The sequence below is a fragment of the Ensifer sp. PDNC004 genome (assembly GCF_016919405.1).
Classification (GTDB): domain Bacteria; phylum Pseudomonadota; class Alphaproteobacteria; order Rhizobiales; family Rhizobiaceae; genus Ensifer.
The window spans coordinates 434,636-453,472 of record NZ_CP070352.1; the positions used below are offsets into that span (position 1 = coordinate 434,636).

Genomic DNA, 18,837 nt, shown 5'->3' on the forward strand with positions numbered 1-18,837 from the left:
TGTCTGAAAAGCACTAAAGAAAATCCTGGACGCGTTACTTCCGCTAAGGTCGACCTCAGCGTCAACCTTATTTTAGAAACTACTGATGATAGACAGATCCGGAAGCAAAGGGTAAGCGACACATTTGTGGTATGGCTTACGGCGCACGGGTCATGCGACCGATCCATTCGGGTTAGGGATCACGCTGTCGCAGCTGGCGGACGGCCGAGGCCGCTAGGCTCTGGACCTCTCGATCCCCGGAAGGTTGCCGATCGCCTCGACCAGGAAATCAACCAACAGACGAACACGGGCGATGCCAGAGCGTTCCGGCACGATCAGCAGGCTGAGCGGCACCGCAGGCAATGAATAGTCCGGAAGCAGCGGTACCAACACGCCGGCCTCAATCAGATCGTCGACGAGCCATCGGTGGGCAGGCGCGATGCCCCGGCCGGCGACGAGAGCCTCACGTGCGGCAAGCCCGTGGTCGACGCGAAGACGCCCACCGAAGGGGACGGACAGATGCCGCCCGTCCGCGGCTTCGAAGTTGAGCCTGTCACTGCCGGCGATGTTCGACATGCGGATCCCCTCATGCGCCGAGAGGTCGCTTGGAGCGCGCGGATATCCACGCGCGGCCAGGTACGCCGGCGCCGCCACAAGCAGACGCCGGCTTTGCCCAAGCGGCCGTAGCTTCATCGAGCTGTCGCTGAGAGGTCCAAGACGCAGCGCGACATCTATGCCTTCCCGCACGAGATCGATGCGCTCGTCGGTCAGGCTCAGATCGACGCCAATGTCGGGATGCCTGTCCTGGAAGGCAAAGATCAGCCGGCTGACGTGCAGCACCCCGAATGCGGAGGTACAGGACACACGAATGGTGCCGGCAGCCGCGCCGCGGGCGCCGCGCGCTTCGTCGCCGGCCTGTTCTACCAGTCGCAGGATCTGGACGCTATCGGCGTAGTAACGGCTGCCTTCGTCGGTCACCGTGACGCGACGGGTGGTGCGGCTAAGCAGCGGCACGCCGATCGCTTCCTCAAGCTCCCGCAGCTGCCGCGTCACCGTCGACTGGCCGATGCCGAGCTCACGGGCAACGGCCGAAAGGCTGCCCCGCTCGGCGACGCGCACAAAGCTTCGCATGCGTTCGAGCGTGACGTCAGATTTATCCATTTTATGGCACAATCCTATGCATTTCGAATATCTACCGCATAGGCACGCAGCGGTCTACCTAGAGTCTCAGTTGATGAGACCAGGGAAGACCGACCATGAAAGTTCTGATTGTTTATGCCCATCCGGAACCGCGCTCGCTCAATGGCGCGCTGCGCGATGTCGCCGTCAGCGCGCTTGAGGCCGAAGGCCATGAGGTTCGTATCACCGATCTCTATGCCGAGCGATGGAAGTCCGAAATCGGTCGTTCCGATTTTCCGGCCCTTGACGCGGACGCCCGTTTCAAGCCGAGCCGCGCGTCGAAGGAGGCCTTTGCCACCGATACACTCACCGCCGACGTCAAGGCCGAGCAGGAAAAGCTGCTCTGGGCCGACACCCTGATCCTGCAATTTCCGCTGTGGTGGTATTCCATGCCGGCGATCCTGAAAGGCTGGGTCGATCGCGTTTATGCCTACGGCTTTGCCTATGGCGTCGGCGAGCACAGCGACAAATACTGGGGCAAGCGCTTCGGCGAGGGCACGCTTGCGGGAAAACGCGCCATGCTGGTGGTAACGACAGGCGGCTGGGAGGAGCATTACTCCCCGCGCGGGGTAAACGGGCCGATCGACGACCTGCTCTTCCCGATCAATCATGGGATCCTGTTCTATCCCGGTTACGACGTGCTTCCGCCGTTCGTCGCCTACCGCGTCGATAGTCTGGACGAGGTCGGTTTCGAAGCGACGGCCGAGCGTCTACGGCAGAGGATGCACACGCTTGGAACGACCGCACCCATTCCCTATCGCCGCCAGAACGGCGGGGACTATGCAATCCCGACCCTTGAACTTCGACCGGAGGTCGCCGAACCGCACATCAACGGCTTTGCGCTCCACCTCAATGGCGCACACCTGGTCGAAACAGCGCTACGTTGACGGGCCGACTGGCTAACGAGCCAGCTTGGCGGCAGCGGGCCGACGCGAGATTTCCGCTTGCGCCGGCTGTCGGAAATTGAGCGCCGCCGCCATCAGCTCAGCGGCGGCAAGCGCGGCAATGACCGCCGGCCGCTTGTCCTTTACCGTCGTGCCGCCGATCGGGCAGACGAGCCTATCGAAGAGATCCGGGCGACCGATCTCGCGCGACAGCCAGTTCTTGAAGGTCGAGCGCTTGGTCTTCGAACCGATCATGCCGACATAGGAGGCATCGTCGCGGCGAAGCGCTTCCGCGGCGATCAGGAAGTCGAGCGCATGGTCATGAGTGAGGATGACGAACGCGCTGCCGGGAGGCGCGTCGCGCACCACCGCCTCCGGCATCGCCGTCAGGCAGGTCTCGATGCCGGGAATGTCGGCAACGGCCGAAAGCTCGTTCTCGCGGGTATCAACGAGAACCGTGCGCACCGGCACCAGGGAAAGCGCCATCGTCAAGGCATCGCCGACATGGCCGGCGCCGAAGACATAGACATGCGGCCGGCTGGCGATTTCCAGGTCGCTACGTTCAATCAGCATGGCTGCTCTCTCCCGATCGATGCGTGTGAAGGCAAGCGCCACGCGCCCGCCGCAACACTGGCCAATCTCCGGTCCGAGCGGGATCGTCATCGCCTCCGGCGCGTCGCCACGCTTCAGCGCCCGCCGACCATGATCGATCGCCATGTATTCGAGCTGCCCGCCGCCGATCGTGCCGAAGAGGCTCTCAGGCGCGACGAGCATCCAGGCGTCGGTGTCGCGCGGTGTGGACCCCGCAGCACCGGTCACCTCGACGAGAACGCAGTCGCGCTCGCGTCGGAGAAAATCCCTGATATCCTCGCGGCTCGCCACCATGACAATCAGCCCCTGTTACCCTTTCTGCCGTGCAGCCGCCCGCAGCCGCTCGATCGCCATCAACACCCGTTCCGGCGTTGCCGGCGCGTCGAGGCGCGGCGCTATACGATACTCCGCAACGCTCGCCGCCGCCATCGACAAGGCTTCCAGAACCGAAATGCCGAGCATGAAGGGCGGTTCGCCCACCGCCTTCGACCGGCGGATGGTTTCCTCGCGGTTGACCGACCATTCGGCAAGGCGGGTGTTGAAGACGCGCGGACGGTCAGAGGCCAACGGGATCTTGTAGGTCGAGGGCGCGTGGGTACGCAGACGGCCCTTGGCATCCCACCAAAGTTCTTCCGTCGTCAGCCAGCCCATGCCCTGAACGAAGGCACCTTCGACCTGTCCGTGGTCGAGGGCCGGGTTCAGCGAGCGGCCGACATCGTGCAGGATATCGGTGCGATCCACCTGGTATTCGCCAGTCAGCGTATCGACGCTGACCTCCGAGCACGAAGCGCCGTAGGCGTAGTAGAAGAACGGCCGGCCCCGGCCTTCGGCGCGGTTCCAGTGGATCTTCGGCGTCTTGTAGAAGCCGGCGGCCGAAAGCTGGATGCGGGCGCCATAGGCGATCTTGATGAACTCGTTGAAGCTCAGGCGCTCAGCACCGATCCGCACCACGTTCGGTTCGAAGGCGACATCGGCCTCGGCGACGTTCCAGCGCTCGGCTGCGAACTTGACCAGCCGCTCCTTGATCTGCTGGGCGGCGTTGGCGGCGGCCATGCCGTTGAGATCGGAACCGGACGACGCCGCGGTTGCCGACGTGTTCGGCACCTTGCCCGTCGTCGTCGCCGTCACCTTGATCCGGTCGAGATCGACCTGGAACTCGTCGGCCACCACCTGGGCGACCTTGGTGTAGAGCCCCTGCCCCATCTCGGTGCCGCCATGGTTCAGATGGATCGAGCCATCCGTATAGACATGCACGAGGGCGCCGGCCTGGTTGTACTCCGTCTTGGTGAAGGAGATGCCGAACTTCACCGGCGTCAGCGCGATACCGCGCTTCACCACGTTGCTCTCGCGGTTGAACGCGATCACCGCTTCGCGACGCTTGGCATAATCGGCCGAGGTTTCCAGTTCCTCGATGATCCGCCCAATGATGTTGTCTTCCACCGTCTGGTGATAGGGAGTGAGATTGCGCCCCTCGCCGCCGTAGAAGTTCAGCTTGCGGATTTCGAGCGGGTCCTTGCCGACGGCATAGGCGATGTCCTCGATCATGCGTTCGCCGCCGACCATCCCTTGAGGGCCGCCGAAACCGCGGAACGCGGTGTTGGAAACGGTGTTGGTCTTCAGCGGGCGCGAACGCAGGCGGACGTTCGGATAGAAGTAGCAATTGTCGGCGTGGAACAGCGCGCGGTCGGTGACCGGGCCGGACAGATCGGCCGAGTAACCGCAGCGGGCCGAAAAGACGGCGTCTACCGCCTCGATGCGACCTTCGTCGTCGAAGCCGAGCTTGTAGTCCACGTGGAAGTCATGACGCTTGCCGGTCGCGCTCATGTCGTCGTCACGATCGGGCCGAACCTTGACCGGGCAGCGGTATTTCTTGGCAGCGACCGCGGCCACGGCTGCGAAGATGTTGGCCTGCGTTTCCTTGCCGCCGAAGCCGCCGCCCATGCGGCGCACGTTGACGGTGACTGCGTTCGACGGCACGCCGAGCACGGTCGCAACCATGTGCTGCGTTTCGGCCGGATGCTGGGTCGAGGAATAGACGAGCACCTCGTCGTCTTCGCCGGGAATGGCAAACGAGATCTGGCCTTCCAGATAGAAGTGATCCTGGCCGCCGATGCGCATCTCGCCTTCAAGAATGTTCTTCGACTTGGCAAAGCCCGCGTCAATGTCGCCGCGCTCGAGCTTCAAGGGGTCGATGACCAGCGGATAGTTAGCCGCTGCCGCTTCGAGCACGTCGGTCACATGCGGCAGGTCGCGATACTCGATCTTGACCTTGGCGGCTGCGCGCCGGGCAGCCTCGCGTGAGGTCGCAACGACTGCGAAGATCGGCTGGCCGTGGAACTCCACCTTGTCGGTGACGAAGATCGGCTCGTCATGCTTATGCGCCGGGCTGATGTCGTTCTCGCCGGGAATGTCGGCCGCAGTCAGGACGCCGACCACGCCTTCGCTAGCGTTCACGGCCTCAAAGTCAATCGACAGGATGTCGGCGTGCGCCCGCTGCGAGAGGCCGAGATAGCCGTGCAGGGTGCCCTGGGGCTCAGGAATATCGTCGATATATTCGGCCGTTCCGGACACATGCTTGTGGCCGGACTCGTGCCGTTCGTTTTCGTGTACGCCACCGCGGATGCGGTCGATGGGCTGCATCACGTTCATGGCTTCCTCCCTTAAACCGCGACAGCAATGGTGCGATCGAGACGGAGCTGGCCGCCACTCGACTGCGTTTCGAGATAGAAGCGGCGAAGCAGGTTCTTCGCCACCAGTTGGCGGTACTCCGCCGAGGCGCGCCAGTCCGTCAGCGGCGTGAAGTCCTGATCGAAGGCAGCGACAGCACGCTCGATCGTCTCCTCGTTCCACTCGGCACCCTTGAGCACGGCCTCGACATGGGCGGCGCGCTTCGGCGTAGCGGCCATGCCGCCGAAGGCGATGATGGCGTCGCTGACGCGACCTGCCTCGAAGGCGATGTTGAAGCCGCCGCAGACGGCGGTGATGTCTTCATCCAGACGCTTCGTCACCTTGTAGACGGCAACACGGGCATTGTCGGAAACGAATGGAATGCGCACGCTTTCGACGAACTCGCCCGGCTCGCGGTCCTGCTTGCCATAGGCGATGAAGAAGTCCTCGAGCACCACCGTGCGGCGGCGATCGCCCTTGCGCAGCGTGATCGAGGCGCCAAGCGCGATCAGCGCCGGCGGCGTGTCGCCGATCGGCGAGCCGTTGGCAATGTTGCCGCCGACGGTGCCCATGTTGCGCACCTGTTGGCCGCCAATGCGGTCCCAAAGTTCGGTCAGTTCAGGGAAGTGTTCGACGATAACCGGATAGGCTTCGGCATAGCTGACGCCCGCGCCGAGCGTCACGCCGTCGGCATCGACGGTAATGCGGCGCAGTTCTTCGAGATGGGTCAGGTGAATGACCGGCGAGATGTCGCGCATGAATTTGGTGACCCAGAGCCCGACATCGGTCGAACCGGCGACGATCGTCGCCTTCGGGTTGGCTTCGAGCACGGCGGCGAAATCGTCAACCGAGCCAGGAAGGATGAAACGTTCCGTCTCCGAGCCGACTTCCACCCGGCGGCCATCCTGAAGGGCGGCCAGTTCGCCGGCGATCCGGTCGCGCTCTGCCACCAGCGGGTCCTTGCCGACGTCGCCGATCGTCGAGATCGCCTCGGCGGCGCGGATGATCGCGGCATAGCCGGTGCAACGACAAAGGTTACCCTGCAGCGCCTTTTCGATTTCGGCGATCGACGGCTTCGGGTTCTCCATCCAGAGGCCATAGAGCGACATCACGAAGCCTGGCGTGCAGAAGCCGCACTGCGAGGCGTGGGTGTCGACCATTGCCTGCTGCACCGGATGCAACGGGCCGGCCGGCTGCGCCAGACTATCCACCGTCACGATGTGGCAGCCATCAAGCGAGCCGACGAAACGGATGCAGGCATTGACGGATTCATACTTGAGCTTGCCGTCGAGCAAACGGCCGATAAGCACCGTGCAGGCGCCGCAGTCCCCTTCGGCGCAGCCTTCCTTGGTGCCCTTGAGGTTGCGGTCGATGCGCAGGAAATCGAGCAGGGTCTGAACCGGCGAAACATCCGAGAGTTCGACGAGGCGGTGGTTCAGGATGAAGCGGATCGTGTTGCGGATCTGGATCGTCATTGTTCAGCTCCCGCGGTAGGTGGAGTAGCCATAGGGCGAAAGAAGCAGCGGCACGTGGTAGTGTGCGCCCCGGTTATCGATGCCAAAGCGGATGGGGATCACGTCGAGGAACGGGTTTTCGCCACGCTTGGCTGCTCCGCCGAGATAATCGCCTGCATGGAACTGCAGCTCGTAGGTGCCGGTCTGCATGCGCTCGCCGCTCAAAAGCGGCTCGTCACAGCGGCCGTCGTCATTGGTCTTGACGGACTTGATGTGCGTCTGGCGATCGCCCTCGACCCGGTAGAGCTCGATGCGCAGCCCTTCGGCCGGCTTGCCGCTGGCCGTATCCAGCACGTGCGTCGTCAAACGGCCGGCGTTTCCACCCTGAGATTGCATAATTTTCGCTCCTCCCGAAGTCAGCTTTCCACCTCGCAGTATTCCGGCATTCCCACCCGCTTGGTAGCGACCGGATCATTCGAGACTTTCAAATTTTTTGGGGGGAATGGCTCGAAACAAATGCCGCTAGAAATTGGATGCAGAGACGAAAATGTCTGGAGGAGCTGCTTTCATGAGATACCCCCGCGATCTTCACGGCCACGGCCCGAACTTCAAGATCACCTGGCCCGACGGCGCGCGGATCGCCGTGCAATTCGTCATCAATTACGAGGAAGGCGGCGAAAACTGCGTGCTGCATGGCGACGCGGCCTCCGAAGCATTCCTGTCGGAAATCGTCGGAGCGCAGGCCTGGCAGGGCCAACGCCACTGGAACATGGAATCGATCTATGAGTATGGCGCGCGCGCCGGCTTCTGGCGTCTGCATCGCATGTTCACCGAGCGCGGTGTGCCGGCCACCGTTTATGGTGTTGCCACGGCGCTGAAGCGCTCTCCGGAGCAGGTCGCCGCCATGCAGGACGCCGGCTGGGAAATCGCCTCGCACGGCCTGAAATGGATCGAGCACAAGGATTTCTCGCCCGAACGCGAGCGCCAGGAGATCGCCGAGGCGATCCGGCTGCACACGATCGTCACCGGCGAACGCCCACGCGGCTGGTACACGGGGCGCTGTTCCGACAACACGCTCGACCTCGTCACCGAGGCCGGCGGCTTCGACTACGTATCGGACGCCTATGCCGACGACCTGCCCTATTGGCATGAGCATGCGGGGCGCCATCAGCTGGTCATCCCCTATACGCTCGACAGCAATGACATGCGCTTCGCCACACCGCAGGGTTTCAACAGCGGCGACCAGTTCTTCAGCTACCTCAAGGACAGCTTCGACGTGCTCTACGCTGAGGGTACCGCCGGTGCGCCGAAGATGCTGAGCATCGGGCTGCATTGCCGCCTCGTCGGCCGCCCCGGCCGGGCCGCGGCACTCGCCCGCTTCCTCGATTACGTGCGGAGCCACGAGAAGGTCTGGCTGGCAAAACGCGTCGACATCGCCCGTCACTGGGCCGAGAACTACCCGTACAAGGCCTGGGACGATCGCCCGTCGCGGCTTGGCGAAGAGGCGTTCGTCGCCAAGTTCGGCGGCGTCTTCGAACATTCCAAGTGGATCGCGAAGCGCGCCTTCCAGGGTGAGCTCTCGCCGGCCAACGACACGGCGATCGGCCTTGCCGCCGCCCTTTCCGCAGTCTTCCGCGAAGCTTCGGCCGAAGAACGGCTTGCCGTCCTCATCGCCCACCCCGATCTCGCCGGCAAGCTGGCGCAGGCCAAGCGCCTGACCGAAAGCTCGACCAACGAGCAGGCCGGTGCCGGGCTCGACGCGCTGACCGATGCCGAGCGCGAGCGCTTCACCACGCTCAACGCCGCCTATGTCGACAAGTTCAAGTTCCCGTTCATCATGGCGGTCAAGGGACGCAGCAAGGACGAAATCCTCGCGGCCTTCGAAAGCCGGATCGGCAACGATCGCGACACGGAGTTCGAGACGGCATGCAGGCAGGTGGAGCGCATCGCCTATCTGCGCCTCAAGGACATGCTGCCGAGCTGAGGGCCTCGTGATGACGACCGACGGCGTGAGCCCGCCCGAATTCGCGCTGAACGCGATCAACCTTGCCTCCGCCGGTCTCGGCGCACGGCCGGTCTTCGCAACCGACGAGTTCTTCGCGCCGCTCGAGCGCATGTTGCAGGATGCGCCTCCGGTCTATCATCCCGGCGTCTATGACGAAAACGGCAAGTGGATGGACGGCTGGGAGACGCGGCGACGCCGCGGCCCCGGCAACGACCATGCCATCGTGGCGCTCGCGACGAACGGCCTCATCCGGGGCTTCGAGGTTGATACCGCTCATTTCACCGGCAACTACCCGAGCGCTTGCGCCATCGACGCCTGCCTGGCACCGGATGGCCCCGACGATCGGACGGTCTGGACGGAACTGGTCTGTCCTCGGCCGCTCGGCCCGAGTGCGCCGCATCACTTCGAAGCGCGGTCGGATTCCATCTGGAGCCATGTGCGCCTGCGCATCTATCCCGACGGCGGCGTCGCCCGCCTTCGGGTTTACGGAGCGCCAGCGCTTGACCAGGCAGCGATCGGCGACACCGTGGTCGACCTGGCCTCATGCTTGCTTGGCGGGCGCATCATCGCCTATTCCAACGGGCATTACGGCCATCAGCGGCTGCTTGCGCCCGGACGCGGCATCAACATGGGCGACGGCTGGGAGACGCGCCGGCGGCGCGAGCCCGGCAACGACTGGATCGTGGTGAAACTCGCAGCGCGCGGCGAGATCGACCGGATCGTGGTCGATACCGCCCACTTCAAGGGCAACTACCCGGACACCTGTTCGCTGCAGGCGGCCGACCTCGGAGCGACCGCTTGCGAAGTGGCTGCATCCGTCACGGCATCGTCGATGTTCTGGCGCGAGGTCCTGCCGCCGCAGAAACTCGCCGCTGACAGCATCCACACCTATGAAGCAAGCGCACTCGCGATCGCGGGTCCGGTAACCCACGTGCGCTTCAACATCTTCCCCGACGGCGGCGTCAGCCGGCTGCGTGTCTTCGGGCGTATTGCGAAAGCCGGCATCTAAATCGTTTCGCCGAGGAGGCGAACCGACCGAACTTCCAGGCAACCATCAACATTGGACGGAGGAGCGTCACATGAAGGAGATCGTCATACAGCCGTTGACCCGGGAGGCCTTTGCGCCTTTCGGCGACGTGATCGAAACGGAGAATGCCAACAACTTCCCCATCAACGGGGGCAATGCAACCCGCTACCACGATCTCGCCAAGATCGATACAACAGGCGAAAAGGCCCGGCCCATGATCAGCCTGGTGCGCGGTGTACCTTATCCGCTGCCGCTGAAACTCACCATGGTCGAGCGCCATCCGCTCGGCAGCCAGGCCTTCATCCCCTTGAGCGACAATCCGTTTCTGATCGTCGTCTCCCGGGAAACCGATGAGGGACCGAGCGAACCGATCGCCTTCAAGACCACGCCTGGCCAGGGCGTCAACATCGCCCGCAACGTCTGGCACGGCATCCTGACGCCGCTCGATGACGTCTCGGATTTCGCGGTAGTCGACCGCGGTGGCGAGGGCGTCAACCTGGAAGAGCATTTCTTCAAGGAGCCGTTCCTGATCGTGTGAATGAATGCATGACCCGGTCGTCCGGTCGGGTTATCGGTGCGCCAGGGCCTCGCTGGCCGCCGAAATCGGACGATAAGACTGCGGCCTCAATAGCCGCCATCCCGCCTGAACTTCGTCGGCGTGTATCCCGTCAGCCGCCGGAAATCGCGGGAGAAATGGTAGGGATCCGGATAGCCGCAGACGGCGGCCACCGCCGACACCTTGGCATCGGGACCCACCAGCAGGCGTTTTGCCTGGTTGATGCGCTCGTGGCGCAGCCAGTCCATCGGCGTTGTTCCCACCATGTCGCGAAAGCGGCGAAAGAGTTGCGACGGGCTCAGCCGCGCAAGCGCCGCAAGATCGTCGATCGTCCAGGGTCTCGCGAGATCGCCGCGCATCACCGACAGCACCTGAAGCAAACGGTCTTCACCGGCCCTCTCCTCAGCCGGCTCGGCCCCAATCAGCCGTGGCGCGATCATGTCCGCCATCAGCCCCGCGATCGCGGCGCTCGACAGGGCGTCGGTCGCCGGCGAACGCTCGGCAAGAAATCCGCTCACACTTTCGAATGCCGCCTGTGCCCTGTCCGTGTCTCTCGGCACGAACAGTGGCGACTGCTGCACGCCGAGAAACTGGTAGAGCGCATCAAGCCCGTGCCCCTCGATCCCCATCCAGAGATAGCGCCAGCTTTCGCTGTCGGGTGCGCAGCTATGCGCATAGGCCTGAGCAGTATCGAGCCAGGCGACGCTGCCCGTTTCGGCCAGGAAACGTTGACCGCGCACCTCGATCAACCCGCGTCCGCCCGTTGTGTAGACGAAGACATGCTGGTGGAACCGTTTGCGGATCGGCGCCTCGTCAGGACGCGTCGTCCGGCTTCCGGCCACCAGCGCCAGATAGGGAAACGCATCGGCGAATTTTGCCGGGGTGTGAAAATGGAGCTCTTCGCTTTCGGGCAACATGCCATTTTCTGGCATCCGATGCGAGTTTTGTCCATCATCTTGCGACAGGGCGCCATTCACAGAGCTGATCCCGTGACGTTATCATGCAGCTTTATGCACGGAGATTTGCCCATGCCCGAAACCGCGCCGAACGGCGACGCCGCGAATTTCACCTTCGCGCCGCTGTCACCGGATTTTGCTCGCGATCCCTATCCGACCTATCGCGCGCTGCGCGAAAAGGAGGGGCTGCACTACTTCGCGGACTTCGACATCTGGCTTGCCTCGCGCTTCGAGGACGTCTCGGCGATCGTCATGGACAAGCGCATGGTGCGCTCGCTCGAAGACCTCGCAACCAAGGAAGAGCTTGCAAAACTGCAACGCGCCGCCAATTGGCACGACATGCCGCATCACGAGCGTTTCGTGCAGTTCAGCTTGCTCGACAGCGATGGTGCCGTGCATGACCGGTTACGCAAACAGGTGTTCAAGCTGTTCACGCCGGCGATGATCGCCAAGCTCCGCGACCAGATCCAGGCCTATGTCGACCGGCTGATCGACAGCCTCGCCGATCGTGGTGAGATCGACTTCGTCGATGATCTGGCCGCCCATGTTCCGGGCCACATCATCGGTCGCCTGCTCGGCGTTCCGGACGAGGACTGTCCGCAGCTACGGATCTGGTCGGAAAACATCGTGCAGTTCTTCGACGTCGACCGCTCGGATGCGCGCAAGGAACTCGCCGAGCACAACACGACCGAGTTCTACGAATATCTGACGGCACTGAAGGCCGAGCGCGAGCGGGCGCCGAAGGATGATCTCATCTCGGTGCTGATCGAGGCGGAACGCTCCGGCGCCATGAACTTCGACGAGTTCATCTCGACCTGCCTGCTGATCCTGATGGCAGGGCACGGCTCGACGATCGACGTGCTCGGCAGCGGCATGCACGCACTGCTGCGTTTTCCCGACCAGATGGCGAGGTTGCGCGCAGAGCCCGGGCTGATCCAGACCGGCGTGCAGGAGATGTTCCGCTACGAGTCGCCGCTCCCGTTCTTCCACCGCCATTGCGTCGAGGACGTCGAGATCTTCGGCCGGCGCTTCGAGCGCGGTACCAAGTTCGGCCTGCTCTATGGCGCCGCCAACCGCGATCCCAAGCAGTTCGAGAACGCCGACACGTTCGACATCGGCCGCACGCCCAATCGGCATCTGGCCTTTGGCGGCGGCGTGCATTTCTGTCTCGGCAACCACCTCGCGCGCCTCGACATGGATATCATCTTCAGCACCCTGCTTCGCCGCTTCCCGACCATCGAACTCGTCGACCGGGAACCGGAGTACAAGCGCGGGCTTTCAGTCCGCGGACCCAAGCGGCTGAAGATCGCCATCCGACCCGCCTGATCCCCCATCCTCGATACCAACATACGCAATCGGAGAATACCCATGCCCAAGATCGTCTTCATCGACGCGGACGGCACGACGAAAGAAATCCAGGCGGAGATCGGCCAGTCGCTGATGTCCGCAGCCGTGCAGAACGGCATCGACGCCATTGCCGCCGAATGCGGCGGCTCCTGCGCCTGCGGCACCTGTCACTGTTACATCGACGGCGAATGGAGCGACCGCCTGCCGGCACCCGAGTTCCAGGAACAGGACATGATCGAGTGCGTAGTCAACCCGAACGAACGCAGCCGGCTGAGCTGTCAGATCACGGTGTCGGCTGACCTGGATGGGCTCGTCGTGCATCTGCCCGCCGGCCAATACTGAGACGAAACAGAAGAAGACCGGAGCAACATTTCGTTGCTCCGGTCAGCACTTACGGGGAAGTTCTGATCGGCCGACGCGACATGCTCCGGCCGATTTTCGTTATTCGGCGAAGAACGCGAAGCGCACGATGAAGAGTGCTGCAACGAGCTGGGTTGCCGGATGGATGACGCTCCACTTGCCGGTGAAGACCTTCAAGACGACGTAGCTGACGAAGCCGAAGGCGAGACCGTTGGCGATCGAGTAGGTGAAGGGCATGGCAAGGGCGGTGAGTGCCGCCGGAGCCGCTTCCGTCAGATCGTCCCAGTCGACTTCCGTCAGTTCGCGCATCATCAGGCCGGCGACATAAAGCAGAGCCGGAGCCGTCGCATAGGACGGGACGGCAGCTGCCAGCGGCGAGAAGAACAGCGCGGCGAGGAAGAGCACGCAGACGGTGAGCGCGGTCAGACCCGTGCGGCCGCCTGCCTGGACGCCCGAGGCGCTTTCGACATAGGCGGTCGTGCTGCTGGTACCGATCAGCGAGCCGGCGACGATCGCGGTGCTGTCGGCCAGAAGCGCGCGGCCGAGGCGGTTCGGCTTGCCTTCTTCGACCAGCTTGGCGCGCTTGGCGACACCGATCAGCGTGCCGGTGGCGTCGAAAACTTCGACGAGCACGAAAACGAGGATGACGTGCAGCAGACCGCCATGCAGGGCGCCCATGATGTCGAGTTGCAGGAAGGTCGGTGCGATGCTCGGCGGTGCCGAAACGATGCCCTTGAACTCGCTGACGCCGAGGATCATCGACAGGACGGTGACGACCAGGATGCCGATCAGGATCGAGCCGCGAACTTTCAGCGCATCGAGCACGGCAATCACGAAGAAGCCGAGGATGGCGAGAAGCGGGCCGGTCTGCTTGAGGTCACCGAGACCGACGAGCGTCGCCGGATTGTCGACGACGATGCCGGCGTTCTTCAGGGCGATGATGCCGAGGAAGAGGCCGATACCGGTGGCGATCGCGCTTCGAAGCGAATGCGGAATACCGGCAATCAGCCAGCTTCGGACCCCCGTCACGGTCAGGATCAGGAAGATCACGCCCGAGATGAAGACCGCGCCCAGCGCCTGTTGCCAGGTAAAGCCCAGCGCCGCGACGACGGTGAAGGCGAAGAAGGCGTTGAGGCCCATGCCCGGGGCCATGCCGATCGGCCAGTTGGCGACGAGCGCCATGACGGCGGAGCCGAGTGCGGCGGCGATACAGGTTGCGACGAAGACGGCATCCCTATCCATGCCCGTGCTCGACAGGATGTCGGGGTTGACGAAGATGATGTAGGACATCGTCAGGAATGTCGTGATACCGGCGATCACCTCGGTGCGCGCCGTCGTCTGATGCTCTTTCAGCTTGAATAGTCGTTCAAACATCTTTCCTCCCTTGGCGGCGTCACCACGACGCAGCCGAACGACAATGAGCGGGAAACCGTCTCCTCCAGTTCCCGACCAGTGCATTTCGAACGCCCGGACAGTCCGGAGCGATCGCTTCGCTTTAGGCTTCGTGCCGGCTGGCGATCGTCCGCCCTCTCTCGGACGACGCGAATGCCTCTTGCACAGCCTTGGGATTGTGCGACTTCCGGACGCAGACCGCTAGCCGTCCATTCCCGGGATCGATGATGAAAGACTTTCAAATTTTTCGGAGAATTTGAGAGGCCGTTGGCCTAGACTTTCGGGAGTACTTTCCACCATTCGTGCGACTGAAAATGCCGCGAACAAATATCTCGAAGGCCCTATTGACCTTCCAACGGTGGGAGACGCCATGTTTGTCTCACAACCGAACCAAGGAGACAAGCATGCAGAACTACAAGATCGACAACATGACCTGTGGCCACTGCGCCGGCGTCGTCCAGAAGGCGATCTTGAGCGTCGACCCGCAGGCAACGATCAAGGTCGATCTCGGCAATAGGGAAGTCAGCGTCGAGACCGCCGCAGCGGCAGGGCCGATCGCAGACGCCCTGAAGGCGGCCGGTTACGAAAGCCGCGCGCTCTAAGACCACGCTCCACTGACACCTCCCGTCACGAAACGCCCCGGCTTGCCGGGGCGTTTTGTTGTCTGGCTGTCAGCCGGCGACGGCTGCGGCGCCTTCGGGCTGGCGCCCGAGCATATCGGGATGGCGTGCCAGGTGCTCGAACAGACGGGCGACTGCTTCGGCGCCGGGATCGATGTGCCCTTCGAGCTGTTTGGCGTTGATATAGGCGGCCCGCCCTGCCCTTGCCCGCACGAGCGTCGCCGTCAGATTGGCGCCGTCACGCGCTGCCTTGGCAGCCGCGCCGATGCTCGCGTCGAGCGCATCCAGCGCAGGGGAAAGCGCGTCGACCATGGTGCGGTCGCCGATCTGCGCGCCGCCGATTTCCTGCATGCGCGCCAGCCCGGCTTTCAGCGCTTCGCGGATCGAAAGCCCGCTCGAGGCGCCATCACCGGCGGCGGCGAAGAAGATCGCCAGAAGCACGCCCGAAGAGCCACCCATCGTCTGGCTCAGCTCCTGCCCGATGGCGCGGAAGAGCTGCGTATGGTCGGAGAGCGGCAGGCGATCGAGCGCCTGAATGAGTGCCCGTGCCGCGCCAGCAAGCGTCGAGCCGGTGTCTCCATCGCCGGACTTGGCATCGAGTGCGTTCAGGTCCTTTTCCGCATCGATCAGCAGGTTGCAGCAGGCAAGCAGGAACTGCCGCGTCGCATCGTGTCGTGAAGGCAGAGGCGAAATCGGCGTCAGGCCATCCGGCAGGGCCAGAACATTCACCGGCCTGACGGCGGTCACGCCCGGCCATGCCGGAAGCGCCACGGGCCGGGACAACAGCTCCAGTTCGGCCTTGTCGGCCGGATAGACGGAGACGGAAAAGCCACGCATGTCCAGCGACGTCATCATCGGCGCGGGCCCGACAAGGTGCACGATCCGGTCGGCGATGTCAGACTGGGCGAGTTCATGCATGAGGACAGACATTTCCAGGATCGACGTGCCGCCGAGATTGTTGACGAGCGCCACGTGCGGCGTGTCCTCCATCGCCGCCTGCAGTCGCTCGACCATGGCGGCAACGGCGCCTCTCGCATCCGAATGGACGATCTGCTCGACGCCGGCTTCGCCATGGATGCCGAGGCCGAGTTCCGCATGTCCTTCGGGGATACGGTGTTCCTTCGGCGAGCCCGGAACGGTGCAGGTATCGAGCGACATGCCGATGGTGCTCGTGCCGGATATGACCTTGCGCGCCGCATGGGCGATCGCATCGAGGTCTGCCCCGCTTTCCGCGAGCGCTCCGGCGATCTTGTGGACGAACAGGGTGCCGGCGACACCGCGGGCCTGCGGAAGGTCCGGCAGCGCAATGTCGTCATCGACGATGACCATGCTCACATTGAGGCCGTAGGCGCGGGCGCGTTCGGCCGCGAGGCCAAAGTTCAGCCGGTCGCCGGTGTAGTTCTTGACGATCAGCAGGCAGCCGGCAGGCCCGGTCACTGCCAGAATGCCGGCGAGGATCGCATCCACGCTCGGCGACGCGAAGACGTCGCCGCAGACGGCAGCCGTCAGCATGCCCTTGCCGACGAAGCCGATGTGCGCGGGCTCGTGTCCCGAGCCGCCACCTGAAACCAGCGCAACCTTGCTCCTGTCCCAATCCGAGCGCAGGACGACGCGAATGTGCGGATATCCGTCGAGGCGGCTGAGCGCGCCGCCGGATGCGGCAAGAACCCCTTCGATCGCTTCCGTAACCGCATTTTCCTTGCGGTTGATAAACTGATTCATGTTCGCCTCCTAAGCGATGCGCATTCCGGCCGCGTCGAAGAAGAGCGGCTTGTCTGGCTGGATCTTGATGGTCTCGCCGCCGCGGAACCCGGTGTGGGGATCCGTGACCGTCACGAGGTTGTGCTGCTTGAACGTGAGATGCAGGCGCGTCTGGTCGCCCAGATGTTCGACACGGGTCACAAGGGCATCCTCTCCGGCGCCCTGGACGATGTTTTCGGGGCGAAGGCCGATCGACTGCGCCCTCTCCGGCGCCCCCGCAAAAAGCTTGGCAGGCAGGACGTTGATGCGCGGCTGGCCGAGACGGGTCGCGGCGTAGACGCTGACCGGCGCTTCGTAGACCTCTCGTGGTGAACCGAACTGAACGAGCCTGCCCTCTTCGAGCACGCCGATATGCGTTGCCATGGTCATGGCTTCGATCTGGTCGTGGGTGACGTAGAGAAGCGTCGCCCCGGATTTTGCCTGGATGTTCTTCAGTTCGACGCGCAGGTCGGCCCGAAGCTTCGCGTCGAGCGAACTCAAGGGCTCGTCCATCAGGTATATCTGCGGGTTTCTGACAAGCGCTCGACCGATCGACACGCGCTGCATTTCGCCGCCGGACAGGGCCGTCGCCTTGTTGTCGAGCTTGTGCGAGATCTGCAAGACCTCGGCGATGGCGTTCACCTTTTCGTCGATCGTCTTTTGCGGCGTTTTCAGAAGCGGGGATTTTAGCGGAAACTCCAGGTTCTGCCGCACGGACAGATGCGGGTAGAGCGAATATTGCTGGAAGACCATCGCCACGTTGCGCTGCGCCGGCGTCAGTCCTTGCATGGACATCCCGCCGATAAAGATCTCGCCGCTGTCGGGCGTGTCGAGACCCGAGACCATGCGCAACGTCGTCGTCTTTCCGGCACCAGTCGGCCCCAGCAGCACGACGAACGATCCGTCCGGGATCGTCATCGAGACCTCGTTGAGCGCCGCATGAGTGCCGAATGTCTTCGTCACGTTTCTTAGAATGACTTCAGCCACGGCGCAGCACTCCCTCGTTGGCTTCGGAGACAAGAGCACGCCCCGTCTCCGCATTGAAGAGCGTCAAGGTCCGTGCGTTGAAATCGAGACCGACAAGCTCGTCGGTGCGGGCTGCTTGACTGGAGGGCGTGCGCGCCTTGATCTCGCCGTTGGGCGTTTCGATCGTGACGATCTGGGTGGTGCCCAGATACTCGACGGCGATCACGCGGCCTCTATAGCTGGAGTCGTCGACGAAACGGACGTGCTCGGGACGTACACCGAGCGACAGCGTACCAGCCCTGCCCTCACGCGATGCCGGCACTGCCACCTTTTTCCCGCCGAGGTCGATGCTGTCGCCACCGACACCGATCATGCCCTCGAACTCCAGAAAGTTCATGGACGGGGAGCCGATGAACTTGGCGACGAATTTCGTCGCCGGCCAGTCGTAGATCTGCTGCGGTCGGCCGAACTGCTCGATGACGCCGTGGTTCATGACGACGATCTTGTCGCCCATCTGCATCGCTTCCAGCTGGTCGTGGGTGACGTATACGGTGGTGGCGCCCATGCGATCGTGCAGCGCCCGCAGCTCGCCCGCCATATGTTCGCGGAACTCCGCGTCGAGCGCGCCGAGCGGCTCATCCATGAAGAAGGCCTTCGGGTTGCGCACGATCGCCCGGCCGAGCGCGACGCGCTGGCGGTCGCCGCCTGAGAGCCCGCCGACGGGCTTGTCGAGGATGCCTTCAATTCTGAGGATCCTTGCCACCTCGGCGACGCGCGTCGCCACATCCGCCTTTTTCATGCCCTGGCTGACGAGGGGATAGGAGATGTTCTTGCGCACGTTCATGTGGGGATAGAGGGCGAACATCTGGAAGACGAAGGCGATATCGCGCTCCCTTGCCCGCTTCATGCCGACTTCTTCGCCGCCAATATAGATCTGGCCGCTCGTCGGCAGTTCCAGTCCCGCCATCATCCGAAGCGTCGTCGTCTTGCCGCATCCGGAAGGGCCGAGCAGCATGAAGAACTCGCCGTCTTCCACCGTGAAGCTCGAGGACTGGACAGCCGTGAACGCCCCGAACTCCTTGCGCACATTCTCAATTCTGATCTGTGCCATGGG

General features: G+C 63.5%; 17 protein-coding genes. 7 read left to right on the plus strand and 10 right to left on the minus strand.

Annotated features, from left to right (window positions below; all coding sequences use genetic code 11):
* Positions 1-213 precede the first annotated feature (213 nt).
* Complete coding sequence (locus JVX98_RS01950; protein ID WP_205236684.1) at positions 214-1,140, minus strand: LysR family transcriptional regulator; 927 nt, start codon at positions 1,138-1,140, stop codon at positions 214-216.
* Positions 1,141-1,235: 95 nt separating this feature from the next.
* Here JVX98_RS01950 and JVX98_RS01955 point away from each other — a divergent pair, with 95 nt between their 5' ends.
* Positions 1,236-2,045, plus strand: coding sequence for an NAD(P)H-dependent oxidoreductase (locus JVX98_RS01955; protein WP_205236685.1), 810 nt, complete (start codon positions 1,236-1,238; stop codon positions 2,043-2,045).
* A 12-nt stretch (positions 2,046-2,057) separates the two neighbouring features.
* Here JVX98_RS01955 and xdhC read toward each other — a convergent pair whose 3' ends face one another.
* From xdhC to uraH, 4 genes are read right to left on the minus strand one after another with little or no spacing between them, the layout of a single operon-like run.
* Positions 2,058-2,924, minus strand: coding sequence for a xanthine dehydrogenase accessory protein XdhC (gene xdhC, locus JVX98_RS01960; protein ID WP_205236959.1), 867 nt, complete (start codon positions 2,922-2,924; stop codon positions 2,058-2,060).
* 18 nt (positions 2,925-2,942) lie between these two features.
* Complete coding sequence (xdhB, locus tag JVX98_RS01965; protein WP_205236686.1) at positions 2,943-5,282, minus strand: xanthine dehydrogenase molybdopterin binding subunit; 2,340 nt, start codon at positions 5,280-5,282, stop codon at positions 2,943-2,945.
* 11 nt (positions 5,283-5,293) lie between these two features.
* Positions 5,294-6,775 (minus strand): xanthine dehydrogenase small subunit, encoded by a 1,482-nt coding sequence (xdhA, locus tag JVX98_RS01970; protein WP_205236687.1) that lies wholly within the window; start codon positions 6,773-6,775, stop codon positions 5,294-5,296.
* 3 nt (positions 6,776-6,778) lie between these two features.
* Positions 6,779-7,150: a hydroxyisourate hydrolase gene (gene uraH / locus JVX98_RS01975; protein ID WP_205236688.1), complete on the minus strand. Its 372-nt coding sequence runs from the start codon at positions 7,148-7,150 to the stop codon at positions 6,779-6,781.
* A 172-nt stretch (positions 7,151-7,322) separates the two neighbouring features.
* On the opposite strand from uraH, the gene puuE reads away from it, so the two are divergent.
* From puuE to JVX98_RS01990, 3 genes are all read left to right on the plus strand, one after another.
* A complete protein-coding gene (gene puuE, locus JVX98_RS01980; RefSeq protein WP_205236689.1) occupies positions 7,323-8,738 on the plus strand; it encodes an allantoinase PuuE in 1,416 nt (471 codons plus the stop codon).
* Between the two features lie 10 nt (positions 8,739-8,748).
* Positions 8,749-9,768 carry an allantoicase gene (alc, locus tag JVX98_RS01985; protein ID WP_192449638.1) on the plus strand — a complete coding sequence of 340 codons (1,020 nt, stop codon included), beginning with the start codon at positions 8,749-8,751 and terminating at the stop codon, positions 9,766-9,768.
* Positions 9,769-9,838: 70 nt separating this feature from the next.
* Positions 9,839-10,324: an ureidoglycolate lyase gene (locus JVX98_RS01990; RefSeq protein ID WP_034799348.1), complete on the plus strand. Its 486-nt coding sequence runs from the start codon at positions 9,839-9,841 to the stop codon at positions 10,322-10,324.
* An 86-nt stretch (positions 10,325-10,410) separates the two neighbouring features.
* On the opposite strand, the gene JVX98_RS01995 is transcribed toward JVX98_RS01990, so the two are convergent.
* On the minus strand, positions 10,411-11,259 hold the full coding sequence (locus JVX98_RS01995; protein WP_205236690.1) for an AraC family transcriptional regulator: 849 nt from the start codon (positions 11,257-11,259) through the stop codon (positions 10,411-10,413).
* A gap of 111 nt (positions 11,260-11,370) precedes the next feature.
* On the opposite strand from JVX98_RS01995, the gene JVX98_RS02000 reads away from it, so the two are divergent.
* Together JVX98_RS02000 and JVX98_RS02005 are read left to right on the plus strand one after the other, a co-directional pair.
* On the plus strand, positions 11,371-12,624 hold the full coding sequence (locus JVX98_RS02000; RefSeq protein ID WP_205236691.1) for a cytochrome P450: 1,254 nt from the start codon (positions 11,371-11,373) through the stop codon (positions 12,622-12,624).
* Positions 12,625-12,666: 42 nt separating this feature from the next.
* A complete protein-coding gene (locus JVX98_RS02005; RefSeq protein WP_192449635.1) occupies positions 12,667-12,987 on the plus strand; it encodes a 2Fe-2S iron-sulfur cluster-binding protein in 321 nt (106 codons plus the stop codon).
* Positions 12,988-13,086: 99 nt separating this feature from the next.
* Here the strand turns inward: JVX98_RS02005 and JVX98_RS02010 are convergent, their stop codons facing one another.
* The gene (locus tag JVX98_RS02010; RefSeq protein ID WP_192449634.1) at positions 13,087-14,379 is read right to left on the minus strand and encodes an NCS2 family permease; all 1,293 of its coding nucleotides are present in this window, start codon (positions 14,377-14,379) and stop codon (positions 13,087-13,089) included.
* A gap of 422 nt (positions 14,380-14,801) precedes the next feature.
* On the opposite strand from JVX98_RS02010, the gene JVX98_RS02015 reads away from it, so the two are divergent.
* Positions 14,802-14,999, plus strand: a complete 198-nt coding sequence (locus JVX98_RS02015) for a heavy-metal-associated domain-containing protein (RefSeq protein ID WP_034799336.1) — start codon at positions 14,802-14,804, stop codon at positions 14,997-14,999.
* 69 nt (positions 15,000-15,068) lie between these two features.
* Here the strand turns inward: JVX98_RS02015 and JVX98_RS02020 are convergent, their stop codons facing one another.
* The 3 genes from JVX98_RS02020 to JVX98_RS02030 are packed head-to-tail and all read right to left on the minus strand — an operon-like array spanning position 15,069 to position 18,834.
* A complete protein-coding gene (locus tag JVX98_RS02020; RefSeq protein ID WP_205236692.1) occupies positions 15,069-16,739 on the minus strand; it encodes a dihydroxyacetone kinase subunit DhaK in 1,671 nt (556 codons plus the stop codon).
* A 9-nt stretch (positions 16,740-16,748) separates the two neighbouring features.
* A complete protein-coding gene (locus JVX98_RS02025) occupies positions 16,749-17,744 on the minus strand; it encodes an ABC transporter ATP-binding protein (protein ID WP_205236693.1) in 996 nt (331 codons plus the stop codon).
* The gene (locus JVX98_RS02030; RefSeq protein WP_192449631.1) at positions 17,737-18,834 is read right to left on the minus strand and encodes an ABC transporter ATP-binding protein; all 1,098 of its coding nucleotides are present in this window, start codon (positions 18,832-18,834) and stop codon (positions 17,737-17,739) included. The genes JVX98_RS02025 and JVX98_RS02030 overlap by 8 nt, the downstream gene beginning before the upstream one ends.
* Positions 18,835-18,837 lie beyond the last annotated feature (3 nt).

Coding starts and splice junctions, on each gene's coding strand:
- puuE (WP_205236689.1), top strand. CDS start 7,323: ATGAGATACCCCCGCGATCTTCACGGCCACGGCCCGAACTTCAAGATC.
- JVX98_RS01990 (WP_034799348.1), top strand. CDS start 9,839: ATGAAGGAGATCGTCATACAGCCGTTGACCCGGGAGGCCTTTGCGCCT.
- JVX98_RS02020 (WP_205236692.1), bottom strand. CDS start 16,739: ATGAATCAGTTTATCAACCGCAAGGAAAATGCGGTTACGGAAGCGATC.
- alc (WP_192449638.1), top strand. CDS start 8,749: ATGACGACCGACGGCGTGAGCCCGCCCGAATTCGCGCTGAACGCGATC.
- JVX98_RS01950 (WP_205236684.1), bottom strand. CDS start 1,140: ATGGATAAATCTGACGTCACGCTCGAACGCATGCGAAGCTTTGTGCGC.
- xdhB (WP_205236686.1), bottom strand. CDS start 5,282: ATGAACGTGATGCAGCCCATCGACCGCATCCGCGGTGGCGTACACGAA.
- JVX98_RS02030 (WP_192449631.1), bottom strand. CDS start 18,834: ATGGCACAGATCAGAATTGAGAATGTGCGCAAGGAGTTCGGGGCGTTC.
- uraH (WP_205236688.1), bottom strand. CDS start 7,150: ATGCAATCTCAGGGTGGAAACGCCGGCCGTTTGACGACGCACGTGCTG.
- JVX98_RS02010 (WP_192449634.1), bottom strand. CDS start 14,379: ATGTTTGAACGACTATTCAAGCTGAAAGAGCATCAGACGACGGCGCGC.
- JVX98_RS02015 (WP_034799336.1), top strand. CDS start 14,802: ATGCAGAACTACAAGATCGACAACATGACCTGTGGCCACTGCGCCGGC.
- JVX98_RS02005 (WP_192449635.1), top strand. CDS start 12,667: ATGCCCAAGATCGTCTTCATCGACGCGGACGGCACGACGAAAGAAATC.
- xdhA (WP_205236687.1), bottom strand. CDS start 6,775: ATGACGATCCAGATCCGCAACACGATCCGCTTCATCCTGAACCACCGC.
- JVX98_RS02000 (WP_205236691.1), top strand. CDS start 11,371: ATGCCCGAAACCGCGCCGAACGGCGACGCCGCGAATTTCACCTTCGCG.
- JVX98_RS01995 (WP_205236690.1), bottom strand. CDS start 11,259: ATGTTGCCCGAAAGCGAAGAGCTCCATTTTCACACCCCGGCAAAATTC.
- JVX98_RS01955 (WP_205236685.1), top strand. CDS start 1,236: ATGAAAGTTCTGATTGTTTATGCCCATCCGGAACCGCGCTCGCTCAAT.